Source organism: Sphingomonas sp. SAFR-052, from assembly GCF_051965015.1.
In the GTDB taxonomy this organism is placed as follows: Bacteria; Pseudomonadota; Alphaproteobacteria; order Sphingomonadales; family Sphingomonadaceae; genus Sphingomonas.
In genome coordinates this window covers 40347-65608 of the sequence record NZ_JBQCMO010000007.1, presented here as the reverse complement: position 1 = coordinate 65608, position 25262 = coordinate 40347, and the positions used below count along the sequence as shown (strand labels likewise).

At 67.1% G+C, this 25262-nt stretch carries 23 protein-coding genes; 17 read left to right on the top strand and 6 right to left on the bottom strand.

Translation table 11 applies throughout. The features are described from left to right. Positions 1 to 3 precede the first annotated feature (3 nt). On the bottom strand, positions 4 to 1683 hold the full coding sequence (locus ACTHQV_RS13210; protein ID WP_440490882.1) for a peptide MFS transporter: 1680 nt from the start codon (positions 1681 to 1683) through the stop codon (positions 4 to 6). 131 nt (positions 1684 to 1814) lie between these two features. Here ACTHQV_RS13210 and ACTHQV_RS13205 point away from each other — a divergent pair, with 131 nt between their 5' ends. From ACTHQV_RS13205 to ACTHQV_RS13195, 3 genes are all read left to right on the top strand, one after another. Then, positions 1815 to 2393, top strand: coding sequence for a nitroreductase family protein (locus ACTHQV_RS13205; RefSeq protein ID WP_440490880.1), 579 nt, complete (start codon positions 1815 to 1817; stop codon positions 2391 to 2393). 38 nt (positions 2394 to 2431) lie between these two features. Next, a complete protein-coding gene (locus ACTHQV_RS13200) occupies positions 2432 to 2791 on the top strand; it encodes a GntR family transcriptional regulator (RefSeq protein ID WP_242119073.1) in 360 nt (119 codons plus the stop codon). A gap of 144 nt (positions 2792 to 2935) precedes the next feature. Continuing rightward, positions 2936 to 3133: a hypothetical protein gene (locus ACTHQV_RS13195; protein WP_242119075.1), complete on the top strand. Its 198-nt coding sequence runs from the start codon at positions 2936 to 2938 to the stop codon at positions 3131 to 3133. Position 3134: 1 nt separating this feature from the next. On the opposite strand, the gene rsmI is transcribed toward ACTHQV_RS13195, so the two are convergent. Then, positions 3135 to 3971: a 16S rRNA (cytidine(1402)-2'-O)-methyltransferase gene (rsmI, locus tag ACTHQV_RS13190; protein ID WP_440491124.1), complete on the bottom strand. Its 837-nt coding sequence runs from the start codon at positions 3969 to 3971 to the stop codon at positions 3135 to 3137. A 13-nt stretch (positions 3972 to 3984) separates the two neighbouring features. Between rsmI and ACTHQV_RS13185 the strand changes: the two genes are divergently transcribed. Together ACTHQV_RS13185 and ACTHQV_RS13180 are read left to right on the top strand one after the other, a co-directional pair. After that, on the top strand, positions 3985 to 5184 hold the full coding sequence (locus ACTHQV_RS13185) for a penicillin-binding protein activator (protein WP_440490878.1): 1200 nt from the start codon (positions 3985 to 3987) through the stop codon (positions 5182 to 5184). 122 nt (positions 5185 to 5306) lie between these two features. Continuing rightward, positions 5307 to 5987 carry an NYN domain-containing protein gene (locus ACTHQV_RS13180; RefSeq protein ID WP_440490876.1) on the top strand — a complete coding sequence of 227 codons (681 nt, stop codon included), beginning with the start codon at positions 5307 to 5309 and terminating at the stop codon, positions 5985 to 5987. A 4-nt stretch (positions 5988 to 5991) separates the two neighbouring features. Here ACTHQV_RS13180 and ACTHQV_RS13175 read toward each other — a convergent pair whose 3' ends face one another. Further along, positions 5992 to 6807 carry an LD-carboxypeptidase gene (locus tag ACTHQV_RS13175; protein ID WP_440490875.1) on the bottom strand — a complete coding sequence of 272 codons (816 nt, stop codon included), beginning with the start codon at positions 6805 to 6807 and terminating at the stop codon, positions 5992 to 5994. Between the two features lie 48 nt (positions 6808 to 6855). Between ACTHQV_RS13175 and ACTHQV_RS13170 the strand changes: the two genes are divergently transcribed. Further along, the gene (locus ACTHQV_RS13170) at positions 6856 to 8247 is read left to right on the top strand and encodes a glutamate ligase domain-containing protein (protein ID WP_440490873.1); all 1392 of its coding nucleotides are present in this window, start codon (positions 6856 to 6858) and stop codon (positions 8245 to 8247) included. A gap of 333 nt (positions 8248 to 8580) precedes the next feature. Then, entirely contained in the window at positions 8581 to 9930 is a 1350-nt protein-coding gene (locus ACTHQV_RS13165) for an MFS transporter (RefSeq protein ID WP_440490872.1), read from the top strand. 31 nt (positions 9931 to 9961) lie between these two features. On the opposite strand, the gene ACTHQV_RS13160 is transcribed toward ACTHQV_RS13165, so the two are convergent. After that, complete coding sequence (locus ACTHQV_RS13160; RefSeq protein ID WP_440490870.1) at positions 9962 to 10891, bottom strand: ROK family protein; 930 nt, start codon at positions 10889 to 10891, stop codon at positions 9962 to 9964. A 218-nt stretch (positions 10892 to 11109) separates the two neighbouring features. Between ACTHQV_RS13160 and ACTHQV_RS13155 the strand changes: the two genes are divergently transcribed. After that, a complete protein-coding gene (locus tag ACTHQV_RS13155; protein ID WP_440490868.1) occupies positions 11110 to 11481 on the top strand; it encodes a hypothetical protein in 372 nt (123 codons plus the stop codon). On the opposite strand, the gene ACTHQV_RS13150 is transcribed toward ACTHQV_RS13155, so the two are convergent. Continuing rightward, positions 11478 to 12674 carry an ROK family transcriptional regulator gene (locus tag ACTHQV_RS13150; protein ID WP_440490866.1) on the bottom strand — a complete coding sequence of 399 codons (1197 nt, stop codon included), beginning with the start codon at positions 12672 to 12674 and terminating at the stop codon, positions 11478 to 11480. The genes ACTHQV_RS13155 and ACTHQV_RS13150 overlap by 4 nt on opposite strands. A gap of 224 nt (positions 12675 to 12898) precedes the next feature. Between ACTHQV_RS13150 and ACTHQV_RS13145 the strand changes: the two genes are divergently transcribed. From ACTHQV_RS13145 to ACTHQV_RS13135, 3 genes are all read left to right on the top strand, one after another. After that, on the top strand, positions 12899 to 15412 hold the full coding sequence (locus tag ACTHQV_RS13145; RefSeq protein WP_440490865.1) for a glycoside hydrolase family 3 protein: 2514 nt from the start codon (positions 12899 to 12901) through the stop codon (positions 15410 to 15412). Between the two features lie 169 nt (positions 15413 to 15581). Continuing rightward, positions 15582 to 17087: a carboxylesterase/lipase family protein gene (locus ACTHQV_RS13140; RefSeq protein WP_440490863.1), complete on the top strand. Its 1506-nt coding sequence runs from the start codon at positions 15582 to 15584 to the stop codon at positions 17085 to 17087. Then, a complete protein-coding gene (locus ACTHQV_RS13135) occupies positions 17084 to 17815 on the top strand; it encodes a GDSL-type esterase/lipase family protein (RefSeq protein ID WP_440490862.1) in 732 nt (243 codons plus the stop codon). Before ACTHQV_RS13140 ends, ACTHQV_RS13135 begins: the two co-directional genes overlap by 4 nt. A gap of 14 nt (positions 17816 to 17829) precedes the next feature. Here ACTHQV_RS13135 and ACTHQV_RS13130 read toward each other — a convergent pair whose 3' ends face one another. After that, positions 17830 to 19179 (bottom strand): methyl-accepting chemotaxis protein, encoded by a 1350-nt coding sequence (locus ACTHQV_RS13130; protein ID WP_440490860.1) that lies wholly within the window; start codon positions 19177 to 19179, stop codon positions 17830 to 17832. A 221-nt stretch (positions 19180 to 19400) separates the two neighbouring features. Here ACTHQV_RS13130 and sdhC point away from each other — a divergent pair, with 221 nt between their 5' ends. The 6 genes from sdhC (at position 19401) to ACTHQV_RS13100 (ending at position 24960) form a co-directional block, all read left to right on the top strand. Next, on the top strand, positions 19401 to 19805 hold the full coding sequence (sdhC, locus tag ACTHQV_RS13125) for a succinate dehydrogenase, cytochrome b556 subunit (protein ID WP_440490858.1): 405 nt from the start codon (positions 19401 to 19403) through the stop codon (positions 19803 to 19805). Next, a complete protein-coding gene (gene sdhD / locus ACTHQV_RS13120) occupies positions 19805 to 20191 on the top strand; it encodes a succinate dehydrogenase, hydrophobic membrane anchor protein (RefSeq protein ID WP_440490856.1) in 387 nt (128 codons plus the stop codon). Before sdhC ends, sdhD begins: the two co-directional genes overlap by 1 nt. Then, positions 20191 to 22008, top strand: a complete 1818-nt coding sequence (gene sdhA, locus ACTHQV_RS13115; RefSeq protein WP_440490854.1) for a succinate dehydrogenase flavoprotein subunit — start codon at positions 20191 to 20193, stop codon at positions 22006 to 22008. The genes sdhD and sdhA overlap by 1 nt, the downstream gene beginning before the upstream one ends. Before the next feature lie 639 nt (positions 22009 to 22647). After that, entirely contained in the window at positions 22648 to 23217 is a 570-nt protein-coding gene (locus ACTHQV_RS13110; RefSeq protein WP_440490852.1) for a peptidase S14, read from the top strand. 206 nt (positions 23218 to 23423) lie between these two features. After that, positions 23424 to 24329, top strand: a complete 906-nt coding sequence (locus ACTHQV_RS13105; protein WP_440490850.1) for an XdhC family protein — start codon at positions 23424 to 23426, stop codon at positions 24327 to 24329. Then, positions 24319 to 24960, top strand: coding sequence for a nucleotidyltransferase family protein (locus tag ACTHQV_RS13100; protein ID WP_440490849.1), 642 nt, complete (start codon positions 24319 to 24321; stop codon positions 24958 to 24960). Before ACTHQV_RS13105 ends, ACTHQV_RS13100 begins: the two co-directional genes overlap by 11 nt. The last annotated feature ends 302 nt before the right edge of the window (positions 24961 to 25262 follow it).

The following is a 25262-nucleotide window of genomic DNA, read 5'->3' as shown; positions in this document are numbered from 1 at the left end:
GCGTTAGCGCTGTTCCTTCCACACGTCGACGCCCGCCGCCTTCGGCTCGCCGATTGCGGCTTCGCCGGCGAGGCTGTGGTCGACCTCGTCCTTCAGCGTGTCGAGGTGCATCCACCGCTTCACGATCGGGGAGAGCAGCAGCACGACCACGCCGATGCCGATCGTCCACAGGCCGATGGTGGTATAGACGGCGAGCGTGCCTTCCTTGGTCATCTCGCCGTCATGGCCGCCGGTCGCCTCGCCGATCTTGCCGGCGACGAAATTGCCGACCGCGGTCATGTAGAACCACGCACCCATGATCAGCGAGGCGAGGTGCTTCGGGGCCAGCCGGTTCATCGCCGACAGGCCGACCGGCGACAGGCACAGTTCGCCGGTGGTCTGGAAGAAATAGAACAGGAAGACGAACGCGACCGGCGTCGCGACTTCCGGCCCGACGCTGTTCGCGCCCCAGACGAAGGCGAGGAAGGCAAGGCCGACCTGCATCAGCGCCAGCGCGAACTTGGCCGGTGCCGACGGCTCGCGCCCACGCTTGGCGAGGAGCGCCCAGATACCGGCGAAGATCGCGCCCAAGAGGATGATGTAGATCGAGTTGATCGACTGGAACAGCGCCGCCGGCACCCCGCCGCGATCAACATAGCGGTCGGTATAGAGGTTGAAGCTGCCACCGGCCTGTTCGAACAGGCCCCAGAAGATCGGGTTGAGGGCGATCAGGAACAGGATGGCGAACATCCGGTCGCGGGCATGCGGTTCGAGCTTGAACGCCTCGAACAGGACATAGCCGAGCAATCCGACGCCCGAGATGATGAGCAGCGTCTGGATGACGTCCTGATACTGGATCAGCCCCCACATCACCGCGACTGCGACGATGCCGGTGCCGTAGAGCAGCCATTCGAACGGCATGCCGGCCACGCGCCGCCGGAGTGCGGCCGGATCGGGCGCCTCGCCCTTGCCGCCGAGCAGCCCCTTGCCGACCACGAAGACTAGCAAGCCGGCGACCATACCGATGCCGGCGAGGCCGAAGCCGAACGCCCAGCCAATCGTCTGCCCCAGATAGCCGACAAGGATCGAACCCGCTGCCCCGCCGAGGTTAATGCCGATATAGAAGACAGTGTAGGCCGAATCGCGGCGGATGTCGGTCAGCTTGTAGAGCTGTCCGACCATCACCGAGATATTGGCCTTCAGAAAGCCCGACCCGACGATGATGAGCGCGAGCGCCAGCCAGAAGACGTTGATCGCGGGATCGGCCTGTTTGACCGCGGCGTCGGTGACGCCATCCATCCCCTCGAACGCCATGAACAGATGGCCGAAGGCGAGCAGCACGCCGCCGAACAGCACGGCTTTACGCTGTCCCAGATACCGGTCGGCGAGATAGCCGCCGAGCACCGGCGTGATGTACACGAGCGCGGTATAGCCGCCATAGATCAGGTTCGCCTTGCCGTCGCTGAACAGCCAATGCTGCGTCAGGTAAAAGATCAGGATGGCGCGCATCCCGTAATAGGAAAACCGCTCCCACATCTCCGCAAAGAACAGCATGTAGAGGCCGCGCGGATGGCCGGCGAATTCAGGTTTGCGGCTGAACCCCACCGCCAGTCCGCCCGCGAGGAACGCGGCGAGGATGAAGGTCGCGATCGCCGCGATCCAGTCGGCCTCGTTCCATAGTGCAAAAGCCTTGAATTCAGGCACGCTGTTGTCCCTTGTCTTGGGGTATCGTGACCGGGTCGCGCTGCGCCCGTCTCCTGTCGCCAATTCGTAACGCAAGAAACGGCAATGCCAAGCGCATTGTGCGGAGGCGGGCGGCGCCCTACGTCCCGGCGATGACCTTCAACGACCGTTCGACGCTGCTCAGCCACCTCAAAACCCGCCGTTCGGGCAAGCCGCGCGACATGGTCGCGCCGGGGCCGAGCGACGCCGAGATCGACGAGATGATCGCCATCGCCGCGCGTACGCCCGATCATGGCAAGCTGTCGCCGTGGCGGTTCGTGGTGATCCCGCGCAAACGTCGCGGGGCGTTCGCGGCACTGCTGCGCGACGCCTTTGCCGCGGATAATCCGGGCGCGACCGAAGCGCAACTCGACGCCTGCGACCGCTTCGCGCACGAGGGGGAGGCGTTGATCGTCGTCCTGTCCGCGCCGGTCGACAGCCATATCCCGCTATGGGAGCAGTTGATGTCCACGGGTGCGGCGACGATGAACCTGCTCCATGCTGCGCATGCCATGGGCTATGTCGCGAGCTGGCTGACCGGATGGGCGGCGTTCAGCCGCCAAGTCCGCGACGCCTTCGGATCGTCGGACGAAGCGATTGCCGGCTTCGTCTATATCGGGTCGCCGGGGCGGCCGCTCGACGAACGGCCGCGTCCCGACCTGACGCGCATCCGTACGGTTTGGGCCGGGTGAGCGGTGGACTTTCCCGGCCGTTGCTGTATTAAGTCAGCATGACAGCGATCGACCATGAGGACACGCCCGTCTATCTTCGCCTGCGCGCGCTGATCGCGGCGGCGATCCTGCGCGGCGAATATCGGGCGGGCGACCAGCTACCCTCGGTCCGGGCCTTCGCGGCCGAACATGGTGCCAATCCGCTGACCGTGGCCAAGGCGTACCAGACATTTCAGGACGATGGCTATGTCGAGGTGCGGCGCGGCGTCGGCATGTTCGTGCTGCCCGGTGCGGTCGAGCGGCTGCGCGTGGCGGAGCGCGAGCGGTTCTTGACCGGGCATTGGCCCCGGATTCGCGCGCATATCGCGCTGCTGGGACTTGACGCGCAAAGCCTGCTGGACGAACGGACGCCCGCGTAACCGGAAGTGCGGCGGGCCGGTTCGCGTAACCGTCCAACCGTGGCACAGTGTTCGGAACCTTTGGTGGCTTCGTCTATTTTTCAGCGGCTTCGGCACGGAACTGCGAAGCGGTGGTGGCGTTCCCTTTTCGACAGGGAGAATGCCATGGAACGATCCGTCCAATTCCATACGCGGGTGCCGCTCTACGCGCTGCACGGGCGCAACAACTGCCCAAGCTGCGGCGCCTCGCAATGGTTTGTCGGACGGATCATCGCCGAATGCGCCTGTTGCGGCGATACGCTGCCGATCAACGCCGCCGTCCGCCCGCTGCAGACCCAGGCGTTCGGCATCATCGCCGCCTGATTCATTCCCCCTTCAGCGCCATCGCCCGCGCATAGAGTTCGCGCCGGTCCATCCCCAGCGCCTTGGCGACTTCACCCGCCGCTTTCGATGCGGGCAGCCGGGTCAGCGCCTCGCGCAGCGCCGTATCCGCGTCGGCCTCGGTCGCAGGGGGCGGCGCGCCGGGCGGGGCGACCACGATCACGATCTCGCCCTTGGGCGGGGCATCGGCATAGCGCTCCGCCAGCGTCGACAGCGTGCCGGTCACGCATTCCTCGAACTTCTTGGTGATCTCGCGCGCGACGCCCGCGTCCCGGTCGCCCAGCCCCTCGGCCAGCGCCGCCAGCGTCGCCGACAGGCGGGGCCCGCTTTCGTAAAAGATCAGGGTCGCGCGGATGGCGGCGATCTCGGCGATCGATTCGGCGCGGGCATGCGCCTTGGGCGGCAGGAAACCGGCGAACAGGAACCGGTCGGTCGGCAGCCCGGCGAGCGTCAGCGCCGCCACCGCCGCGCATGGCCCGGGAATCGTCACCACCGCATGGCCCGCCGCGCGGGCATCGCGGACCAACTTGTATCCCGGATCGGAAATCAGCGGCGTGCCCGCGTCCGACACCAATGCCACCGCTTCGGACGCCATCCGCGCGATCAGGCCGGGGCGCATCCCCTCGGCATTATGGTCGTGATAGGGGATCATCGGCCGCTTGACGCCGATATGGCGCAGCAGCCCGGCGGTCACCCGGCTGTCCTCCACCGCGATAATGTCGGCGCGCGATAAAATATCGGCAGCGCGCGGACTTAGGTCTGCGAGATTGCCGATCGGGGTCGCGACGATGTAGAGGCCGGGCTCAAGTTTTTCGGTCATCAGGGATAGGGTCATGGCAGAGACGATAGCGCCCCGGCAATGGCGGCACCATTTCGCGCGCGCCACGGCGCTGCTGGGCGCGGCATTGCTGGCGGGGTGCGCCACGCTCGTGCCCAAGGGGCCGGTCGAACAGGCGCCGCCCGCGACCACCCGTCCGCAACCGACCCGCCCCGCGCCGGTGACCGGCGGCATTCCCGAAGATACGCAGCGCCACCGCGTCGCGCTGCTGGTGCCGATGACCGGTCCCAATGGCGGCGTCGGCCGATCGATCGCCAATGCGACGCAGCTCGCGCTGCTCGACACCCGCAGCGAACGGGTGCGAATCACCACCTATGACACCGCCACCGGTGCCGCCGCCGCCGCGCAGCGCGCGATCGCGGAAGGCAATCGCCTGATCCTCGGCCCGCTGCTCGCCGACGATGTCCGTGCGGTCGCGCCGATCGCGCGCGGTGCGAAGGTGCCGGTCATCAGCTATTCGAACGACGTGTCGGTCGCGGGCAACGGCGCCTATCTGCTCGGCTATACCCCGGCGCAATCGATCGAGCGGGTGGTCGGCTTCGCGCGCACCAGCGGGATCAGCAAGTTCGCCGGGCTGGTGCCGGCGGGCGTCTATGGCCAGCGCGCCTCGACCAGCTTCCTGCGCGCGGTCGAACAGGCCGGCGGACAGGTCGTGTCGATCCAGACCTATGACCGCGGCAGCGGACAGGTGGCGGCCGCCGTCACCCGCCTGTCGCGCACCTCGCCCTATGAAGCGGTGCTGATCGCCGATCAGGCCGGCACGGCGGCGCTGGCGGTACCCGCGATCCGCAAGTCGCCCAGTCGCAGCGCGAAAGTGCTCGGCACCGAACTGTGGAATACCGAAACCGGCCTCGGATCGATGCCGGCGCTCAACGGCGCATGGTATGCGAGCGTGTCGAACACCCTCTATCGCCAGTTCGCGACTAAATATCGCGCGCGCTTCAACGCCGCGCCGTACCGCCTGTCGAGTCTCGGCTATGATTCGGTGCTGCTGACGGTGCGCATCGCCCGCGACTGGCCGATCGGCCGCGACTTCCCCGAAAGCCGGTTGCGCGGGGAGGACGGCTTTGCCGGGCTCGATGGCGCCTTCCGCTTCGGCCGCGACGGCATCGCCGAACGCGCGTTGGAGGTACAGGAAGTACGCACTGGCGGCGCGGTGACGGTCAGCCCCGCCCCGCGGACGTTCGGGCAGTAGGTTGGCCTTGTAAGGCATGTTCTGTTGTCATACATCAAAACATACAACTCCCCCGATCGGCCTCGGCCGTCGGGCGCACGGCGGGCCAAAAGCCCGCCGTTGCTCTTTGCGGGGCTGATGGCTTGAAGACCCATGTCTATATTGACGGGTTCAACCTTTACTACGGCCTGCTAAGGGGTACGCCCTACAAGTGGCTTGATCTGGAGCGTTGGTGCGATCAGTTGCTGCCGCGCAACGACGTCGCCAAGATCCATTATTTCACCGCACAGGTGGATGCCCGGCCGCAGGACCCGGACCAGCCGACTCGTCAATTCGCCTATCTGCAGGCGCTGCGCTCGCTATCGCGGGTCGAAGTGCATCTCGGCACGTTCATGAGTTCGGTCGTCAGCCAGGTCGTCGTGGAGACTGATCCCGCGACCGGACGCTATCTACGGGCACGCGGGCAGCCCGTCCTGAAGTTCGATGCGGCAGGCGAGCCGATCAAAGCATGGACGTTCAAGAGCGAGGAGAAGGGTTCGGACGTCAACCTCGCCGCGCATCTGCTGCGCGACGCCTATCTCGACCACTGCCAATGCGCAGTCATCATCTCGAACGATTCTGACCTGCTCACCCCGATCCGCATGGCGAAGGCCGATTGCGGCATGGTGATCGGTCTGGTGCCGCCCCGGCCAAAGGGCAGCGTCGAACTCAAGGCGCTTGCGGACTTCAAGATCGACCCGCGCCTGCATCTGCTGGCTGGGTCGCAACTCCCCGATCCTGTCGTGAGCCCGACCGATAGGATCCACAAGCCGACAAACTGGTAATCCCTCACGCCACCCCGAACGGCACCACCATGTTGTCGGCATAATGGCCGACCTTCGCGCGTCCCAGATAGGGCACGCCCATCGCGCCGGCCCAGCGGGTGACGATCTGCTCCTCGGTCTCGCCAAAGCCGGTGTCGTCGGGGCTCCGGTCGGTCACCGCGCCGAGGCGGATGCCGGCAATGCCCTTCAGCTGCGTCGCCTCGCGCAACTGCCAGAACAGGCGGTCGATCCGGTACAGGTCCTCGCCGACCTCCTCGACGATCACGACATGGTCGGTCAGGTCGGGCAGCCATGGCGTGCCGATCAGCGCGCACAGGATAACAAGGTTGAAGGCGACGGTCGGCCGTCCGTCGAGTTCGGGTGCCAGTACCGACCGGTCGCGGTTGACCAGCCATGCGAGCGAGCGCGCCGCGCTGTTGGTGCCGCCGGCCTTGCCGACCTGTGCCGCCATCGGGCCGTGGACCGGCCGTCCGATCCGCCGGGCGTAGAGCGCGCCGAGCAGGAACCCCATGTCGGAGAAGCCCACATAGCTTTTCGCCGCCGCCGCGCGGTTTAGCTGCGGCATGACCCGGTCGAGGATGCGGTTCGATCCATAGCCGCCGCGCGCGAACCAGATCGCGTCGAAGCCGGGATCGTTGGCGAATTCCAGAAACGCCGCCGCGCGCTGTTCGTCGGTGCCGGCGAAATGCCCGGCGTCGAGGAAACATTGCGGATGCACGACCAGATCGACCGCGGGATAGGTCAGCGCGGCATAGCCCTGTGTCCGCGCCATCTGTTCCTCGTCCACGCGCCGCGCCGGTGCCACCACCCCGATCCGCATCCTGCAACCCCGCTTGCCACTGAAGGCCAAGGTCGATAGCCCCGCGCAATGCTGTACGGCAAATCCTTCTTCCTCGTCGGGATCGGCGGTTCGGGCATGTTGCCGCTCGCCATGATCCTCGCCGGGCGCGGTGCGACCGTGGCCGGATCGGACCGTTCGCTCGACCAGGCGAGCCTGCCGGCCATGTTCGACGCGCTGCGCGCCGCCGGAATCGCGCTGTTTCCTCAGGATGGCAGCGGCATCGTATCGGCCGACCAAATCGTGGTCGCCTCGGCGGCGATCGAGCCGACCGTTGCCGACATCGTTGCAGCGGACAGGGTCGGGGCGACGCGGATGGGCCGCGCCGAACTGCTCGCGCAACTGTTCAATGCCGCGCCGCTGTCGATCGGGGTGGCGGGGACCAGCGGCAAGTCGACCGTCACCGGCATGATCGGTTATGTGCTGCACGCGCTCGGCCGCGACCCGACGGTCATGAACGGCGCGGTGATGAAGGATTTCGTCGCCGCCGACCGCCCCTTCGCCAGCGCGCTGGTCGGACAGGGCGATGCCTTCGTCAGCGAGGTCGACGAAAGCGACGGGTCGATCGCCCTTTATCGCCCGCAGGTCGCGGTGCTCAACAATATCAGCCTCGACCACAAGACGCTGGAGGAATTGCGCGCGCTGTTCGGCGGCTTTGCCGATCGCGCCGGCCATGTCGTCGTCAATGTCGGCGATGGCGAGGCGGCGGCGCTGGCGGCGGCGGTGCCGGCGGCCAAGCGCACGACCTTTGCGGTCGAGGGCGAGGCCGATCTGGTCGCCCGCGCGCTGGTGCTCGACCCCTTTGCCAGCCGGTTCGACCTGGTCGCGGACGGGCAGGTCCATGCGGTGCGGCTGACGGTGCCGGGGCGGCACAATGTCGCCAACGCGCTGGCGGCGATCGGAGCGGTTGCCGCCGCCGGGGTGCCGATCGCCGATGCGGTCGCGGCGATCGCCGGTTTCTCCGGACTGAAGCGGCGCTTCGAACTGGTGGGCACCGCGCGCGATGTCAGCGTCATCGACGATTTCGGGCACAATCCCGACAAGATCGCCGCGACCATCGCCACGCTGCGTACCCAGCCGGGGCGGTTGCTGCTGTTCTTTCAACCGCACGGCTATGGTCCGCTGAAGGTCATGCGCCGCGAACTGGTGACGATGTTCGCCGGCGCGCTGGAGGCCGACGATCTGCTGGTGCTGCCCGATCCGGTCTATCGCGGGGGCACGGTGACGCGCGAAGTGACCAGCGCCGACATCGTCAACGACCTGACCGTGCAGGGCGCCCCCGCCCGGCATATCCCCGACCGGCTGGCGGCGGCAGCGCATCTGGTGGCGCAGGCGCGCGATGGCGACCGGATTGTGGTGATGGGCGCGCGTGATGATACGCTGTCCGAACTGGCGGCGCAGATGCTGGCGATGCTGGGGTAGGAGCGTTCCGTCACCCCGGATTTACCCGAGACCTTTTCGAAAGCCGCAAGCTTGGCCGGAAACTCGCCGTGCCCCCGCGCAGGCGGGGGTCCAGAGCCAAACAGAACAACGGCTTGCGTTTGGGGCCCTGGACCCCCGCCTGCGCGGGGGTACGGCAAGGGGGCTAGAATCGGTATTTTCCCGCAAGACTCGCTCAAGGTCGAATGACGAGGGGGACTGGTCCGGGACTGGCACATCGCAGCCACCCCGCCTTGACATTCCCCCCGCCCTCGGCGAGCGCTATCAATACCATAAACAAATAGTCGAATTAGTCCGACTAAGGGGAGCGCCGCATTGGCCGACAAACAGGCGGGTTCCGCCACCACCGGGCTGGCATTTGCTGCCGTCACCACCCTGTTCTTCGCCTGGGGGTTCATCACCTCGCTGATCGACCCGCTGGTCGCGGCGGTGAAGGGTATCTTCACCCTGACCGATTTCGAGGCGCAGTTGGCGGCGTCCGCCTTCTTCCTGGCTTACGGCCTGATCTCGATGCCGGCTGCGATCCTGCTCGGTCGGTTGCGCGCGGTGCCGTCGATCCTGTTCGCGCTGGTGACGATGATTATCGGCTGCCTGACGATGCTGGTCGCGGCGAACCTCGCGGTGTTTCCGCTGGTGCTGCTCGGCCTGTTCATCCTCGCGGCGGGCATCACCGTGCTGCAGGTCGCGGCGAACCCGCTGGCGGCGGCGCTCGGTGATCCGAAGCTCAGCCATTTCCGCCTGACGCTCAGCCAGACGTTCAACTCGTTCGGTACCTTTCTCGGGCCGCTACTCGGCGCCAGCCTGTTCCTCGAAGGGGTCGAGGTAAAGGACGGCACGGTGTTGACGGACGCGGTGCGCGCCGGTGCGCTGGCCGGGATCGACCGCGCCTATTTCTGGATCGCCGGGCTGATCGCGGCGCTGGCGGTATTCTTCTTCCTCAGCCGCCGGGTCGTGTCGGCGGCGGTGCCCGCCGCGCCGGCCAAGGTGCCGGGGCCCGGGGCATTGCTTGCCGATGCGTTTTCGTCGCGCTGGGCACTGCTCGGGGCGAGCGCGATCTTCGTCTATGTCGGGGCCGAGGTCGCGATCGGGACGCAGATGGCGCTGTTCCTCAATGCCGACAGCGTCTGGGGCGCGTCGGACGCGCCGTTCGGCGTGCCGCTGCTCGGCTTCGCGATGGGCAGCGACGGCGTGCCCGGCGTGTCGTTGCAGGAAGCGGGCAAGGCCGTCGCCTTCTATTGGGGCGGGGCAATGGTCGGTCGCGCGATCGGATCGGTGCTGCTGTCGAAGGTGAAGGCGTGGAAGCTGATGGCGCTGTTCACCGCGATCGCGGTCGGCATGTGCCTGTATGTCGCGGGCGTGGGCGGGGTCACCGCCGGGTTCGTCGCGCTGTCGATGGGGCTGTTCAACTCGATCATGTTCCCGGTGATCTTCACCCTGACCCTCGAACGCTCGACCGCCAGCGAGGCGGCGACCTCCGGCCTGTTGTGCACCGCGATCTTCGGCGGGGCGGTGATTCCGCCGGTCGTGGGCCTAGTATCGGGGGCGGTCGGCCATGGGCCGGCGTTCCTCGTGCCGGCGCTATGCTATGCAGCATTGTGCGGCTTTGCAGTCGCCGCCGGGCGCACCGCGACGCGCAACGTCGCGTCGGCGAAGAGCCTGCACTGAACCGGGCGTGGGCGGGCGCCGGCGCCCGCCCTTACGCGGCGACGCGCGCCTGCAACGCGTTCTGCGCCAGCGCGATCGACCCGAGCGGCCCCGCCTGATCGCCGAGCGCCGGGGCGACGACATAGTCGCATGCGGGCAGCGGCAGATAGCCGTTGATGCTCGCCCGGAGCGCCGGTTCGATTCGTGCCAGCAGATGCGGCTGCTTGTTCATCACCCCGCCGCCGATCGCGATCCGCTTCGGACCGGTGGTGCACACCATCGCATGGCACATCGCGACGATCGCCGCTTCGGCGCGGTCCCAGACCGGATGGTCTGCCGACAGCGTCGACACATGGACGTCGCCCAGCGCCGCCTTGATGCCCGTCCCCGATGCCAGTCCCTCGACGCAATCGTCATGGAACGGGCAGCCGCTCGGCAGCATGTCGCCGGGCAGGCGCGGGGTGCGCAGATGGCCGATCTCGGCATGGCCGATCCCGCGCGTCGGCTGGCCGTTGACTAGCAGCCCCACGCCGACCCCGGTGCCGATCGTCACATAGGCGAAATCGTCGAACCCCTGCGCACAGCCCCAGCGCGTCTCGGCAAAAGCGGCACCATTGACGTCGGTATCGAAGGCAACAGGCACATCGAACATCGGCGACAGTCGCCCTGCGACGTCGGTCATCGGCCAGTCGGGTTTGGTGGTGGCGAGAACATGGCCCCAGGTCGGCGAGGCGGGATCCAGATCGACCGGTCCGAAGCTGGCAATGCCGAGCGCGGCGAAACCGGTCGTGTCCCACCAGTGCCGCAGGATAGCGGCGATCGCCGGCAGGGTGACGTCTGGATGCTCGGTCGGCACCGTTTCCTGTGCCAGAATCTGGTCGGGCCCGTGCGCCAACGTGCAGACGCACTTGGTGCCACCAAGTTCGATCCCGGCCAACGGCAGATCACTTTGGTCGCGCGCCGCCACTGGATCGAAAACCATGTTCATTCCCGAAAAGCCTATCACAGGTGAAAGTCGTATTAGCGTCGCAGGCTTCGTGGGAAAGCGCAATTAGTAAATTCAGTTTGTTTATTCAAAGACCGGACAATGGACGCGTATTGTTGTGATGTTTTCGACGAGAATCGTATAAGGTCGTCATCGCGCTAACCCGTCGTCAATTACCGCCATGCCATGGTCGCTCGCTGAAAGTGGAGTCGGCGATGCAGGCAGGTGCAAAAGGCGTGGCGGCGGGTGCCAGCGGACGGTTCGAACTGGCCTTTGCCGCGCAGTTCAAGGGCAGCGGCATTCCTTCCACCGCCGCCCTGTCGCCGCCCGATATCCGCGACCTGACCCCGCGCGAGATGGCCGATTACGGCTTCCGCCTGTTCGGCGAGGGCGCGATCGACATCCATACGCTGCACCGCTTCCGCCGCGAACTGATCGCAACCGACGGCACGCCGGCCGCCGACATCAAGATGGATTTCGCCGCACAGGCCCGCGAGCGGCTGGCGCATCTCGATGCGGTGTTCGAACCCAAATCCTCCGCCGCCTATCGCTCGCTGCGCCGGTTGCTGGACTTCGCGCGGCCCTAAACCGCCTCCTCCGCCTTCCATAGCGCGGTCGCGCTCGGCAGCAGGAAGTGGCTGAACGGCAGGATCGCTGCGCCCACCGCGGGGGCGTCCTCGGCCAGCATCGCCCGGCGCACCGGGGCCAGCGCCGGGACGTTGGTCGCCTCGACCCGCAGCCGTTCGTTCAGCCGCTCGGCCAACGTTTCGACATGCCGCCCCGGCAGCCGCCCGCCGACGAAGATCGCCGCCGGATTGATGAGGCAGTTGATCGCGATCATCGGCTCGACCAGCCGGTCGACCGACGCATCGATCCACCTATCGACCACCGCCAGTAGCGCCGCATCCTCGCCGCGTTCGCCCAGCATGTCGGCGAGCGTGAAGCCCGCGCGCTGCAACGGATCCGACAGGCCTGACAGCGATACGCTGTGCTGGATCTGGCTGCGTCCGCCCTTGCCGTCACTGCCGAGCAGGAAGCCCAGTTCGCCCGACCGCCCCTTGGCGCCGCGATAATAGCTGCCGTCGATCACCAGCCCGCCGCCCAGCGCCGACGAGATCAGGACATAGAAGAAGCTCGCCTGATGCTGGCCATGGCCCAGTTGCAGCTCGCCCATCGCCGCTGCCGCCGCGTCGTTCTCGACGAACACCGGCCGGTCGATCGGCGCCGCGAACAGCGTCGCCATGTCGACGCTTTCCCATTCGGTATAGCTGGCCGGGCGGCCGGGCAGGTCGACGGTGCCCAGATCGTCGGGCCGCGCCACGCCGATGCCGACGATCCGTTCGGCATCGACCTGCGCCTCGGCGACCAGTCCAATGATGACCGATCGATAGAAATCGGCGACGTCGTCCGGCAGCGCGAAATCGACGTCGCGGGTGGCGCGCGCCAGCGTCTGCCCGGTGAAGTCGACCAGCACGATCGTCACGTGATCGCGGTCGATATTGATGCCGATCGCGTAGCAGGCGGCGGGATTGACCACCAGCTTGGTCGGCGGCTGGCCGCGTCCGCCGCGCCGCTGCCCGGCCTCTAGGATCAGCCCCTCGCCCAGCAAGCGGCGGGTAATGTTGGCGATCGCCGGCGGGGTGAGGCCGGTGATGTTGGCCAGGTCGATGCGGGTCAGCGACCCCGACACCCGGATGGCATGCAGCGTGATCCGCTGGTTATGGTCGGCGGCACGTTCGAGGTTGGTCCCCGACAGGCGGATCGGCGCACGATCGGTCACGCGCGGAGGTCCCGGGCGGGTAGGGGGCAGGACACGCACTATCTCCCAATCACGGCGGCGCCGTTCGTTCTTTTGGCAGAGCGTGGACCAGTGGATAGGCCAGTTCAATCGGAAACCGTATTGGCGAAACCCTTGTCTGACGATTGACACCGTTGTCGGAATTGGCGAACGGGGACGCAAAGGATCGCACGCGGTGGAATCGCGGGCAGAGGGAGAGCGATGCGATGAAACCGGTACCGCAATTTCTGATGGGCACGATGCTGGCCGGCATGGCGTTCGCGCTGCCCGCCGCCGCGCAGACCGTGCCGGCCCCCGCGCCGGCCGCGACCGTCCACCCCGACATCTGGCCGCGCGCCAATTGGCCGTACAAGGCCGATCCGGCGGTCGAGCAGCGAATCGCCGACATGCTGAAGAAGATGACGGTCGAAGAAAAGGTCGGACAGGTCGTGCAGGGCGATATCGCCAGCCTGACGCCCGAGGATGTAAAGCGCTATCATCTCGGCTCGGTGCTGAACGGCGGCAATTCCGCGCCGAACAACGACGAATTCGCGCCGGCATCCGAATGGCTGAAGCTCGCCGATCGGTTCTACGAGGCATCGGTCGACAAGAGCGACGGCGGCGTCGGCATTCCGGTCATCTGGGGCACCGATGCGGTGCACGGCCACAGCAATATCGTGGGCGCGACGCTCTTCCCGCACAATGTCGGCTTGGGCGCGATGCACGACCCGGCGCTGATGCGGAAGATCGCGCAGGCGACGGCGGCCGAAATCCGCGCGACCGGCATCGAATGGACCTTTGCCCCCACGATCACCGTGCCGCAGGACCTGCGCTGGGGCCGTGCCTATGAAGGCTATTCGTCCGATCCCAAGCTGGTCGCCAGCTACGTCACCCAGTTCATCGAAGGGCTGCAGGGCGCGCCCGGATCGACCAACCAGCTGAAGGGGCCGTACGTCCTCGCCTCGACCAAGCATTTCCTCGCCGATGGCGGCACCTTCGGCGGGCAGGATCAGGGTGATGCGAAGATCCCCGAAACCACGCTGCGCGACATTCACGGCACGCCCTATGTCTCGGCGATCAATGCCGGGGTGCAGACGGTCATGGCCAGCTTTTCGAGCTGGAACGGCGAGAAGGTGACCGGGCACAAGGGGCTGCTGACCGATGTGCTCAAGCAGCGCATGGGCTTTGGGGGGTTCATCGTCAGCGACTGGAACGCGCATGGCCAGGTTGCCGGCTGCACCAATGCGTCCTGCCCGCGCGCGATCAATGCCGGGCTCGACATGTATATGGCGCCCGACAGTTGGAAGCCGATCTGGGAAAACCTCGTCAAGCAGGTCAGGTCGGGTGAAGTGCCGATGGCGCGCCTCGACGACGCGGTATCCAACATCCTGCGTGTCAAACTTCGCGCCGGGCTGTTCGAGGCGGGCAAGCCGTCGTCGCGTCCGCTGTCGGGCAAGTTCGACCTGCTCGGCAGCCCCGAACACCGCGCCATCGCGCGCGAGGCGGTGGCGAAGTCGCTGGTGCTGCTCAAGAACAACGGCTCGGTCCTGCCGATCAAGGCCGGCGCGCGGGTGCTGGTCGCCGGCGATGGCGCGAACGACGTCGCGCGCCAGTCGGGCGGCTGGACGCTGACGTGGCAGGGGACGGGGATCGACCCGAAATATTTCCCCGGCGCGACCTCGATCTGGCAAGGGATCGATGCGGCGGCCAAGGCGGCGGGCGGATCGGCGACGCTGTCGGCCGATGGCAGCTTCACCGGGGCTAAGCCTGACGCGGCGATCGTGGTGTTCGGCGAAACCCCCTATGCCGAGTTCCAAGGCGACATCAAGACGCTCCAGCTGCGCCCCGAACTGCGTAGCCCCATCGAAACGATGAAGAAGCTGAAGGCGCAGGGGATTCCGGTCGTCGCGCTGATGCTGACCGGACGGCCGCTGTTCGTGAACGCCGCGATCAACGCCGCCGATGCCTTCGTCGTCGGCTGGCTGCCCGGATCGGAGGGCGCGGGCGTCGCCGATGTGCTGCTCGCCGGGCAGGGCGGCAAGGCGAAGCGCGACTTTACCGGTACCTTGTCCTTCCCGTGGCCGGCGACGGCCGACGCGACCGGGCCGACGCAATTCCCGATCCGCTATGGCCTGACCGCCGCCAGCAGGACGACGGTGCCGACGCTGTCCGAAGACGCGAAGGTCGCCGAAGCCGATGCCGGCGACGTGTTCATGGACAAGGGCTTGCCCGCAACTGCCTGGTCGCTCGAGGTCGGCGGCGCCGGCACCGGCGGCAACACCCGCATCACCACCGTTCCCGCGCAATCGGGGGCGGGCCGGGTCAAGGTCACCGCGACCGATCACGGTGTTCAGGAGGGCGCGCGCCGCTTCGCCATCGACGGCAGCGGCCCGGCGCAGATCGTGCTGAGCACCCAGTCGCCGGTCGACCTGACCCGTCAGACCAATGGCGACGTCATGCTGGTATCGACGATGCGCGTCGACGCCGCCCCGACCAAGCCGGTCACCCTGTCGCTGCGCAGCGGGCCCGGCGGCGGGCAGGTGGCGCTGGGTCAGTTGCAACAGCTGCCGGTCGGCCAGTGGAAGACGCTGGGCGTGCCGCTCAAATGCTTCGGCGGCAATGTGAACATGGCGAAGGTCGATACCCCCTTCGCTCTGTCGACCGATGGCAAGCTGACGCTGAGCGTCGCGCGCGTCGCGCTGGGTACGACGGCCGACGTGACGGTAAGCTGCCCCCGCTAAATCCTCCCCGCTACGCGGGGAGGGGGACCATGCGCAGCATGGTGGAGGGGAGTGTCCACGCAACGCAACGGTTCCGTATGCGGACGCCCCCCTCCACCAGCTTCGCTGGTCCCCCTCCCCGTGCCGGGGAGGATTTGCTAACCGCTGACTAGCGACATCACACAGGGGCATGGCGATGAAGGCAATCTGGGCATCTCTCCTGCTGGCCACGGCAACCCCCGCCGTCGCACAGGAAGCCACGCCGCCCGCCGCGCCCATCCCCCCGCGCGTCTCGGTCTCGGGTGGCATCGTCGAGGGGAAGGCCGAGCCCGACCGCATCCTCTTCCGCGGTATCCCCTTCGCCGCTCCGCCGCTGGGCGCGAACCGCTGGCGCGAACCGCAGCCGGTGGTCGAATGGCTCGGCATCCGCACGACCACGGCGCAGGCCCCCGCCTGCCTCCAGAACGACTATGCCTGGAACCGCGCCGACCATGTCTATGCGGCAGAGGATTGCCTGACGCTCGACATCGGCACCCCGGCGCTAACCGGCAAGCGTCCGGTGATCGTATGGATTCATGGCGGCAGCAATCGCGCCGGATCGGCGGGCGACATGGCGCTGTCGGCAATCGGCAAACGCGACGTCGTGCTCGTCGCCATCCAGTATCGGCTCGGCATCTTCGGGTTCCTGCCGCACCGTGCGCTGGCGGCGGAGGCGAACGGGACCAGCGGCAATTATGGGCTGCTGGACCAGATCGCGGCGCTGCGCTGGGTCCGCGACAATATCGCCAAGTTCGGCGGCGACCCCGACAACGTCACCATCGCCGGCGAAAGCGCCGGGTCGCAGGACGTCTCGCTCCTGCTCGCCTCACCCCTCGCGCGCGGTCTGTTCGCAAAAGCGGCGATGGAATCGGGCACCTCCGGCTTCGGCCTGCCATGGCGTCCGCTCAAGGAAGCATTCCGCATCGGCGACCAGCTCGATGTGTTGCTTGGCACCCGCGGCACGGCGGCGCTGCGCAGCGCGTCGCCCGCCGCGCTGCTCGCCGCCGACCTGAAGCTGCACGACGCGAAGCTGACCGCCGACGACTATCTCTACCTGCGCACGACCATCGACGGCGCGGTGCTGCCCGATACGCCCGACCGGTTGTTCGTCACCGCGCCCAAGCGGCCGGTCCTGCTCGGCAGCAATATGCTCGAACTCGACCTCCCCGGCGGCCGCCCGGCGCGCGACGGCTTCGTCGACCTGTCGTTCGGTAGCAATGCGGAAGGCGCGCGCACCTTCTACCGCCTCGACGAACCCGATCCCGCGCCGCATCCGCGCATGGGCACCCGCGATCAACAGATCGCGACCGACGCCACCTTCCGCTGCCCGACGGGCACGCTTGCCAATCTGCTCGCCACCCGCAACTGGCCGGTGTGGCGCTACGAATTCGACATGGCCGGCGATGGCGGTCCCGGTCGTACGTCGCATGCCGCCGAGATCGGTTATATCTTTGCCGATCGGCGTGTCGGGCCGGTGTCGATGCAGGATTACTGGCTCGCCTTCGCCACCACCGGCGACCCCAATGGCGAGGGGCGCCCGGCATGGCCGCGCACGACGAAGGGCAAGCCCGCCAACCTCCTGTTCGACGCACGTGGCGCCACGCCGCGCGACGGCGATATCCGTCCCGAAATCTGCCGCCTGTCAGGATCGCTATGACCCCCGATCGTCGCCATTTCCTCGGCCTCGCCGCCGGTGCCGTGCTGCTCCCCGCCGCCGCCTGTGCGCAGGAGGAAAGCTATGAGGTGAAGCGCCAGCGCCAGCTCGCCACCGACTGGCCATGGCTCGGCCGCTACGCCGCCGATAATGCCGCACTCGCCGCATCGGGGCGGCCGACCGACATCGTCTTCATGGGCGATTCGATCACCGAAGGCTGGGTCGGCAAACGCCCCGACTATTTCCGCCCCGGCCGTGTCGGGCGCGGGATCAGCGGCCAGACGACGCCGCAGATGGTGCTCCGAATGATGGCCGACGTCATCGCGCTGAAACCCAAATTCGTCCACATCATGGCCGGCACCAACGACATCGCCGGCAATACCGGCCCGATGACGCCGCGGCAGACGCAGGACAATCTGGCGATGATGGTCATGCTCGCACGGCAAGCGAAGATCGGCGTGCTGCTCGCCAGCGTGCCCCCGGCCGACGGCTTCCCATGGCGTCCCGGCCTTGCCACCGTCGCGCCGATCCGTGCGCTGAACGCGTGGGCGAAGTCCTATGCGGCGCAGAGCGGCGCGACCTTCGTCGACTATACGCCGGCACTGGCGACCGCGGGCGGCGCGATGAAGCCGGGTTTCGCCGATGACGGCGTCCATCCGACCGCCGCCGGCTATGCCGCGATGGAGGCGGTGCTGACCCCGATCCTGCGCGCGAAACGCCTGCCCATCTGACCCTGTACTGCGGCCTATGCCGCGACCTTGCCGATGAAGTCGACCGTGCTGGTCTTGAGCGACCCCAGTTCGCCGTCGAGCGCGGTGAAGCCGTCGCCGACCCGGTCGATTTCCGATGCGACCGTTTCGGTATCCTCGCGGATCGTGGCGATGGTCGACGACATCGAATCGGCGGCCAGCGCGGTTTCGTCGACGGCGGCGGTGATCGCGGTCACCGTCTGCGCCTGCACCTCCATCGCGCCGCGGATGCGGTTGGCGCTTTCCTGTACCTCGCTGACGGTCGCACGGATCGATGCGTTGGTCTCGACGGTCGATCGGGTCGCCGCCTGGATCGCCGCGATCTTGGCGGCGATGTCGTCGGTCGCGCGCGCGGTCTGGCTGGCGAGGCTCTTGACCTCCTGCGCCACCACCGCGAAGCCGCGCCCGGCATCGCCCGCGCGTGCCGCCTCGATCGTGGCGTTGAGCGCCAGCAAATTGGTCTGCCCGGCAATGTCGCGGATCAGGCCCAAGATCGATTCGATCGACTTGGCATGATCCGACAGCGTTTCCGACATGCCGACCGCGGTACCGGCCTGCACCGAGGCGCGGGTCGCGATCTCGGCGGCAGCCTCGACTTCGGTCCGCGCATCCTCGATCGCGCGAATCAACCCGGCGGCGGTGGCGGCCGCCTCGCGCATCGCGACCGCCGATTGTTCGGCGGCGGCGGCGACTTCGGACGCCTTGCCCAGCATGCCCCGCGCGCTGGCCGAGGTGCGGGTGGCATGAACGCGCAGCGAGTCGCTCTCGCGGCTGGCGCGTTCGACGGTCGCGCCGATATTGTCGCGGAATTCATGCGCTAGCTTGTCGCGCGAGTCCTGCAGGTCATAGTTCGCATAGGCATTGTAGAGCGACACGAACACTTCGCATTCGACCGATCGCAGCCGGAACAGCAGTTCGGCGGCATCGCGGAACGCGGCCTCGTCGGCAATTCCGCGGCGCAGCACGTCGAGCAGCGCGCGCGCCCCCGCATCGCCCATCGACAGGATCGCGGTCAGCGGCACGTCGTTCGAAAAGGCGCGGGCGACGGTACGCTCGCATGATTCGACCCAGGCGAGACCGGTCAGGTTGGTGAAGCGGTTGCGCAGATAATTGACGCCAAGTTCGATCATCCGCTCGTAATCGGCCGACATGCTGTCGCGGCCGCCGACCTTTTGCGATTGGTCGAAATGCGCAGCGGCGACGAGTCGCGCTTCCGGTTCGATCACCCGCCACAGTGCGCGGGCGGCGTCGACATCGGCCGACGAAATATTGAACAGATGAAGGCGTTCCTGCAAATCGATCGTCCGGCTGACGCTCTCGGCTGCCGGCAGTGTCTTCGTCGCCACGGTGCGAATCCCCTGTTCCCTCGCGCGGCTGGCCTGCTGTGCCGATGCGCAGCCTCTGGGGTAGCGTGCAGGCGTTAACAGTCCGTTGACCACCCGGTTGCGGGAATGCCGTTTCGCGGATGCACACTTGCATCGGCGCTTGGGGTGCGTAGATAGGCCACAATCGCTGGAAGACCGCATTTGCGCGCGGTCGCACTGCCTGAGGAACGCCCGACTTGGCCATGGTCCGCCCCAAAGCCCGCCCGACGTCGCCCCATCTCCAGATTTGGCGTTGGGGCCCCAACATGCTGGTGTCGATCCTGCACCGCGCCACCGGCGTCGCCATGGGCACGGTCGGCCTCGCGCTGTTCGTGTGGTGGCTGTCGGCACTGGCCGGGGGCGAGGACAGCTATGCGCGGTTCCTGTCGTGGTTCACTGGGCCGTACGCGATTATCGGCTATGTCGTCGGCATCGGACTCAGCTTCGCGCTGTTCCAGCATATCGGCAACGGCGTGCGCCATTTCTTCATGGATATCGGCGCCAATTTCGAACTGAACAGCAACCGCAAGACCGCGGTCGCGACGATCGTGTTCGCGGTGTGCGCCACCGCGGCATTGTGGGGCTGGCTGCTGGTGGGGAAGCACTGATGGGCAACGGAACGAGCATCGGTCGCGTCCGCGGCCTCGGGTCGGCAAAGGCTGGCGCGCATCATTTCTGGCAGCAGCGGCTGACTGCGGTCTCGAACCTCGTGCTGATGCTGTGGCTGGTCCTGTCGATCGCCATCCTGCCGGCCTACGATTATGATACGGTCTATGGTTGGGTGTCGTCGGCTTGGGGCGCGGTGCCGCTGCTGCTGCTCGCCACCTCGGTCTTCTATCATGCCAAGATCGGCCTGCAGACCGTGATCGAGGATTACCAGCACGACGAGACGCGCGTCGTGCTGCTCGTGATCCTGAACCTCGTCTATGGCGCGGGCTGGCTGCTCGCCGCCTTCTCGATCCTCCGCATCGCTTTCACCGGGACGCCCGAATAATGGCCACCGACGCATATAAGATCATCGACCACAGCTATGACGTCGTCGTCATCGGCGCGGGCGGCTCCGGCCTGCGCGCCACGATGGGCAGCGCCGAAGCCGGTCTGAAGACCGCGTGCATCACCAAGGTCTTTCCGACCCGGTCGCACACCGTCGCGGCGCAGGGCGGTATCGCCGCGTCGCTCGGCAACAACTCGCCCGATCACTGGTCGTGGCACATGTACGACACGGTCAAGGGCTCCGACTGGCTCGGCGACCAGGACGCGATCGAATATATGGTCCGCGAGGCGCCGGCGGCCGTCATTGAGCTCGAACATGCCGGCATGCCGTTCAGCCGAAACGAGGACGGGACGATCTACCAGCGTCCGTTCGGCGGCCACATGCAGAATATGGGCGAAGGCCCCCCGGTGCAGCGCACCTGCGCCGCCGCCGACCGTACCGGCCACGCCATGCTCCACGCGCTGTACCAGCAGTCGCTGAAGTATGACGCCGACTTCTTCATCGAATATTTCGCGCTCGACCTCATCATGGAAGACACGCCCGAGGGCAAGGTTTGCCGCGGCGTGATCGCGCTCTGCATGGAAGACGGATCGATCCACCGCTTCCGCGCCCATTCGGTGGTGCTGGCGACCGGCGGCTATGGCCGCTGCTATTTCTCGGCCACCTCGGCGCACAGCTGCACCGGCGATGGCGGCGGCATGGTGCTGCGCGCCGGCCTGCCGCTGCAGGACATGGAGTTCGTCCAGTTCCACCCGACCGGCATCTACGGCGCGGGCGTGCTCATCACCGAGGGTGCACGCGGAGAGGGCGGGTACCTGACCAACAAGGACGGCGAGCGGTTCATGGAACGCTACGCCCCCTCGGCCAAGGACCTCGCCAGCCGCGACGTCGTCAGCCGGTCGATGGCGCTGGAAATGCGCGAAGGGCGCGGCGTCGGCAAGGACGGCGACCATATCTTCCTGCACCTCGACCATATCGATCCCAAGGTGCTGGCCGAACGCCTGCCGGGCATCACCGAAACCGGCAAGATCTTCGCCGGCGTCGACCTGACCCGCCAGCCGCTGCCGGTGACGCCGACGGTCCATTACAATATGGGCGGCATCCCGTGTAACTATCACGGCGAAGTCGTGACCATCAAGGACGGCAACCCCGATGCGGTCGTGCCCGGCCTGTTCGCGGTCGGCGAAGCGGCGTGCGTGTCGGTGCACGGCGCCAACCGCCTTGGCTCGAACTCGCTGATCGACCTCGTGGTGTTCGGCCGCGCGACCGGCCTGCGGCTCAAGGAAACGCTGAAGCCCGGCACGCCGCACAAGCCGCTGCCCAAGGACTCGGCCGATCTCGCGCTCGCCCGTCTCGACAAATTCCGCAACGCGAGCGGCAGCAAGCCGACCGCGCAGATTCGTCTGGAAATGCAGAAGACGATGCAGAAGCACTGCGCCGTGTTCCGCGACGACGCGCTGCTCAACGAAGGCGTCACGATGATGGACGCCATCTACAAATCCTTCGCCGACGTGAACGTCACCGACCGCTCGCTGATCTGGAACACCGATCTGGTCGAGACGCTCGAACTCGACAATCTGCTGGCGCAGGCGATGGTGACGATGCGTTCGGCCCAGAACCGCAAGGAAAGCCGCGGCGCGCACGTGAACGAGGATTTCCCCGATCGCGACGACGCCAACTGGATGAAGCACACCATCGCGACCTTCGACGGCTGGGGCGGCAATGGCGGCATGACCGCGATCGATTATCGCCCGGTGCACGACTATACGCTCACCGACGAAGTCGAATATATCAAGCCGAAGAAGCGGGTGTACTGAACCCGCCTTCGTTGGTTCGGCAGGGGCGATCGGCTTGGCGGCCGGTCGCCTTTTTTATTTCACGCGAAGGCGCGAAGGACGCGAAGAAGAAACAAGTTCGCGCGGAGACGCGGAGGGTCCCGCGAGTGGAAGCCTCTGACCTGACCGACCTGATCGCGGCAAGAACGTCGCCCCGGACCTGATGCGGTGCCTCGCTTCTTCTCCTACCTGGGGAAAACAGGACCCCGGGCCAAGTCGAATCCTCTACGAAAGTCCGCTTCACCGTATCCCCGCGCAGGCGGGGATCCAGGGGCACACCCGCAACCGTTGTTGTGCTTCGCCCTGGACCCCCGCCTGCGCGGGGGTACGGGAGGGTTTCCGGATAGGCTGAGAATTCTCGCAGAGGTCTCGATCAAGTCCGGGGCGACAAAGAAGCTGCCAACTTCTGTTCGCGCGAGCGAGCCTCTCGTATCCCTTCCCCCGAACTCGAACGGCGCAACGGCAAGGCTCACCCGCCAAGACCGGAACCCCTCCGCGTCTCCGCGCAAAACCCTGATCTTCTCTTCGCGCCCTTCGCGCCCAACCAAATCATCGCAAGCCCGGAACCAACCCCAGCCGCACCGGTTACCGCCGCCGACCATCACAAGGGGGACTCCCGCCATGCCCGACACCAACGTCAACGATTACCCGCTGCTCGCCCGCCCCCACGTCCACCTTGCCGGGCCGGTCGACCACGCGATGTACGAGAATTTCCGCAACCAAGTGCAGGACGCCCCTACTGACGGCCCGCTGGTCGTGTCGATCTCGACGCTCGGCGGCGATCCCGAAGTCGCCCGCGCCATGGGCGACGATATCCGCCTGCTGCGCGACTATACCGGCCGCGAGGCGCTGTTCCTCGGCAAGGTCGCGGTCTATTCGGCGGGCTCGACCTTCATGTCGGCCTTTCCGGTCGAAAAGCGCTTTCTGACCAAGGGCACCCGGCTGATGCTGCACGAGCGGCAGATGACCAGCACCATCGAACTGTCGGGTCCGCTCAAAATGCTGGTCGCGACGCTGAAGGCCAAGCTGCACGAGATCGAAACCTCGGTCGAGATCGAGGAAGAGGGCTTTCGCGACATCGTCGCCGGATCGCAGGTGTCCTTCGAGGAACTGGTTCAGAAAGCGCCCGCCAACTGGTATATCGGCGCCGAGGAAGCCAAGGCGCGCGGGCTGGTGCTCGATGTGATCTGACGCCCGCCTCACCCGCTACCGTACCCCCGCCGGCGCGGGACCTACGCAAACGTCCGGTACCGTGTCCCCGCGCAGGCGGGGACCCAGAGCCGCGATCGCAAGCCCTCGTTACGCGTGGCTCTGGACGCCCGCCTGCGCGGGGGTACGGCATGGGGTGCATCACTCCACTGGCCATGCCGTCCAAAAACCCCCATCATCGGAAATACATGGCCGACAACGATTCCGTCCTCACCGCCGCGCACGACTGGGTCGGAGCCCGGCTGGCGCTCGCCACCGTCACCTCGACCTGGGGATCGGCCCCGCGCCCGCGCGGCAGCCATATGCTGGTCCACGAAGACGGCCGGTTCGAAGGATCGGTGTCGGGGGGCTGTGTCGAGAGCGACATCCTCGCCACCGCTGCCGAGGTGATCGCCGGCGCTCCGTTCGCACGCAAACGCTACGGCGTGGCGGACGCAGACGCATGGGAAGTCGGCCTGCCCTGCGGCGGAGAGATCGAGGTGATGGTCCAGCCGGTCGCTGCCGCCGGCTTCGACCTAGCCCTGTTCGATGCCGTCGCCACCGCCCGCGCACAGGGGCAGGCGATCGCGCTCACCACCGACCTCGCGACCGGTCGGACGCAGGTCGGGGAGGGCGAAGGCTTCGTCAACCGCTACGATCCGCCGCGGCGGCTGCTGATCGTCGGCGCGGTGCAGATCGCGCAGGGGCTGGCCGGCATGGCGCGCGAACTGGGCATCGCCACCACGATTATCGATCCGCGCGCACGTTTCCTGACTGAGGAACGCTTCCCCGGCGTCACCCTCGACGATCGCTGGCCCGACGAGGCGCTGGCCGCATTGAAGCCCGATGCCGCCACCGCCGTCGTGACGCTGAGCCACGATATCAAGATCGACGACCCGGCGCTGATCGAGGCGCTGAAAACCCCCGCCACCTATATCGGTGCGCTGGGTTCACGGCGCAGCCATGCCGCGCGGCTCGAACGTCTGGCAGCAGCCGGGGCGACGGGGCTGGAGCGGATCGACGGCCCGGTCGGGCTCGATATCGGCGCGATCGGCCCGTCCGAAATCGCGCTGTCGATCGCCGCGGCGATGGTAAGGAGCTTCCATGCACGCTGAGGATACTGCGCTGATCCTGCTCGCCGCCGGCCGCTCGCGCCGCTTCGGCGATGCCGACAAGCTGGCGCAACCGTTCCTGCACAAGCCGGTCGCCTTTCATGTCGTCACCGCGCTGGAGGCGATCCCGTTCCTCAAGCGGATCGCGGTGATCGACGGGACGAAACTCGACTTCGCCTCGCGCGGGTTCGACGTCATCGTCAACGACGATCCCGCTGCCGGCATGTCGCGCTCGGTGCAACTGGGCCTGCGTGCGGCGCGGGCGGCGGGGGCGAAGGGGGTGGTGATCGCGCTCGCCGACATGCCGCGCATCACCGCCGCGCATGTCTATCGCCTGCTCGATACCGCGCAGGGCGACGATGCGGTGGTCGCGTCGAGCGACGGCACCAAACCCTGTCCCCCCGCCGTGTTCGGGCAGGGGCGGTTCGATTTCCTCGAATCGCTGGAAGGCGATGCCGGCGCCCGCGACCTCGTCCGCGCCGGCCGCCACGTCATCACCACGCCGGCCGAGCTGATCGACATCGACACCCCCGAAGACCTCGACCGCTTGCGCGCCATCGCCGAGTCCCCCGAACAGAATGACGCGATCACCCTGCCGCAGCCCCAGCCATGGCACCGCCCACGCGTGGAATGATTTTCCTACACCGGGCCGGTGCGTTAGGCTCGGTCGGATCGGGTTCACGCGAAGGCGCGTAGGCGCAAAGAGATAGAAGGTTTGTTCGCGCGCAGAGGCGCAGAGTAGCTGGGAATGCCGCGACAGCGGCGCTGCCTCCCATCGGGAAAGGAAAAGGCTTCGCCAGACACGCTGCCACCGCCTGCTTCGCACCTTCGCGTGAAAGCGATCTTTCTACCGTCCGACCAAAACGTCGCCCCAGCAAAGGCTGGGGCATCACTCGGCTCCTGCCGCGCCCGACGATGAACAAATGCCAGCCTTCG

Bases quoted from the DNA above. Each gene is read 5' to 3' on its own strand.
- ACTHQV_RS13205 (WP_440490880.1), top strand. From the start codon at position 1,815: ATGACCTTCAACGACCGTTCGACGCTGCTCAGCCACCTCAAAACCCGC.
- ACTHQV_RS13200 (WP_242119073.1), top strand. From the start codon at position 2,432: ATGACAGCGATCGACCATGAGGACACGCCCGTCTATCTTCGCCTGCGC.
- ACTHQV_RS13195 (WP_242119075.1), top strand. From the start codon at position 2,936: ATGGAACGATCCGTCCAATTCCATACGCGGGTGCCGCTCTACGCGCTG.
- rsmI (WP_440491124.1), bottom strand. From the start codon at position 3,971: ATGACCGAAAAACTTGAGCCCGGCCTCTACATCGTCGCGACCCCGATC.
- ACTHQV_RS13185 (WP_440490878.1), top strand. From the start codon at position 3,985: ATGGCAGAGACGATAGCGCCCCGGCAATGGCGGCACCATTTCGCGCGC.
- ACTHQV_RS13175 (WP_440490875.1), bottom strand. From the start codon at position 6,807: ATGCGGATCGGGGTGGTGGCACCGGCGCGGCGCGTGGACGAGGAACAG.
- ACTHQV_RS13170 (WP_440490873.1), top strand. From the start codon at position 6,856: ATGCTGTACGGCAAATCCTTCTTCCTCGTCGGGATCGGCGGTTCGGGC.
- ACTHQV_RS13160 (WP_440490870.1), bottom strand. From the start codon at position 10,891: ATGGTTTTCGATCCAGTGGCGGCGCGCGACCAAAGTGATCTGCCGTTG.
- ACTHQV_RS13155 (WP_440490868.1), top strand. From the start codon at position 11,110: ATGCAGGCAGGTGCAAAAGGCGTGGCGGCGGGTGCCAGCGGACGGTTC.
- ACTHQV_RS13145 (WP_440490865.1), top strand. From the start codon at position 12,899: ATGAAACCGGTACCGCAATTTCTGATGGGCACGATGCTGGCCGGCATG.
- ACTHQV_RS13140 (WP_440490863.1), top strand. From the start codon at position 15,582: ATGGCGATGAAGGCAATCTGGGCATCTCTCCTGCTGGCCACGGCAACC.
- ACTHQV_RS13135 (WP_440490862.1), top strand. From the start codon at position 17,084: ATGACCCCCGATCGTCGCCATTTCCTCGGCCTCGCCGCCGGTGCCGTG.
- sdhC (WP_440490858.1), top strand. From the start codon at position 19,401: ATGGTCCGCCCCAAAGCCCGCCCGACGTCGCCCCATCTCCAGATTTGG.
- sdhD (WP_440490856.1), top strand. From the start codon at position 19,805: ATGGGCAACGGAACGAGCATCGGTCGCGTCCGCGGCCTCGGGTCGGCA.
- sdhA (WP_440490854.1), top strand. From the start codon at position 20,191: ATGGCCACCGACGCATATAAGATCATCGACCACAGCTATGACGTCGTC.
- ACTHQV_RS13110 (WP_440490852.1), top strand. From the start codon at position 22,648: ATGCCCGACACCAACGTCAACGATTACCCGCTGCTCGCCCGCCCCCAC.
- ACTHQV_RS13105 (WP_440490850.1), top strand. From the start codon at position 23,424: ATGGCCGACAACGATTCCGTCCTCACCGCCGCGCACGACTGGGTCGGA.
- ACTHQV_RS13100 (WP_440490849.1), top strand. From the start codon at position 24,319: ATGCACGCTGAGGATACTGCGCTGATCCTGCTCGCCGCCGGCCGCTCG.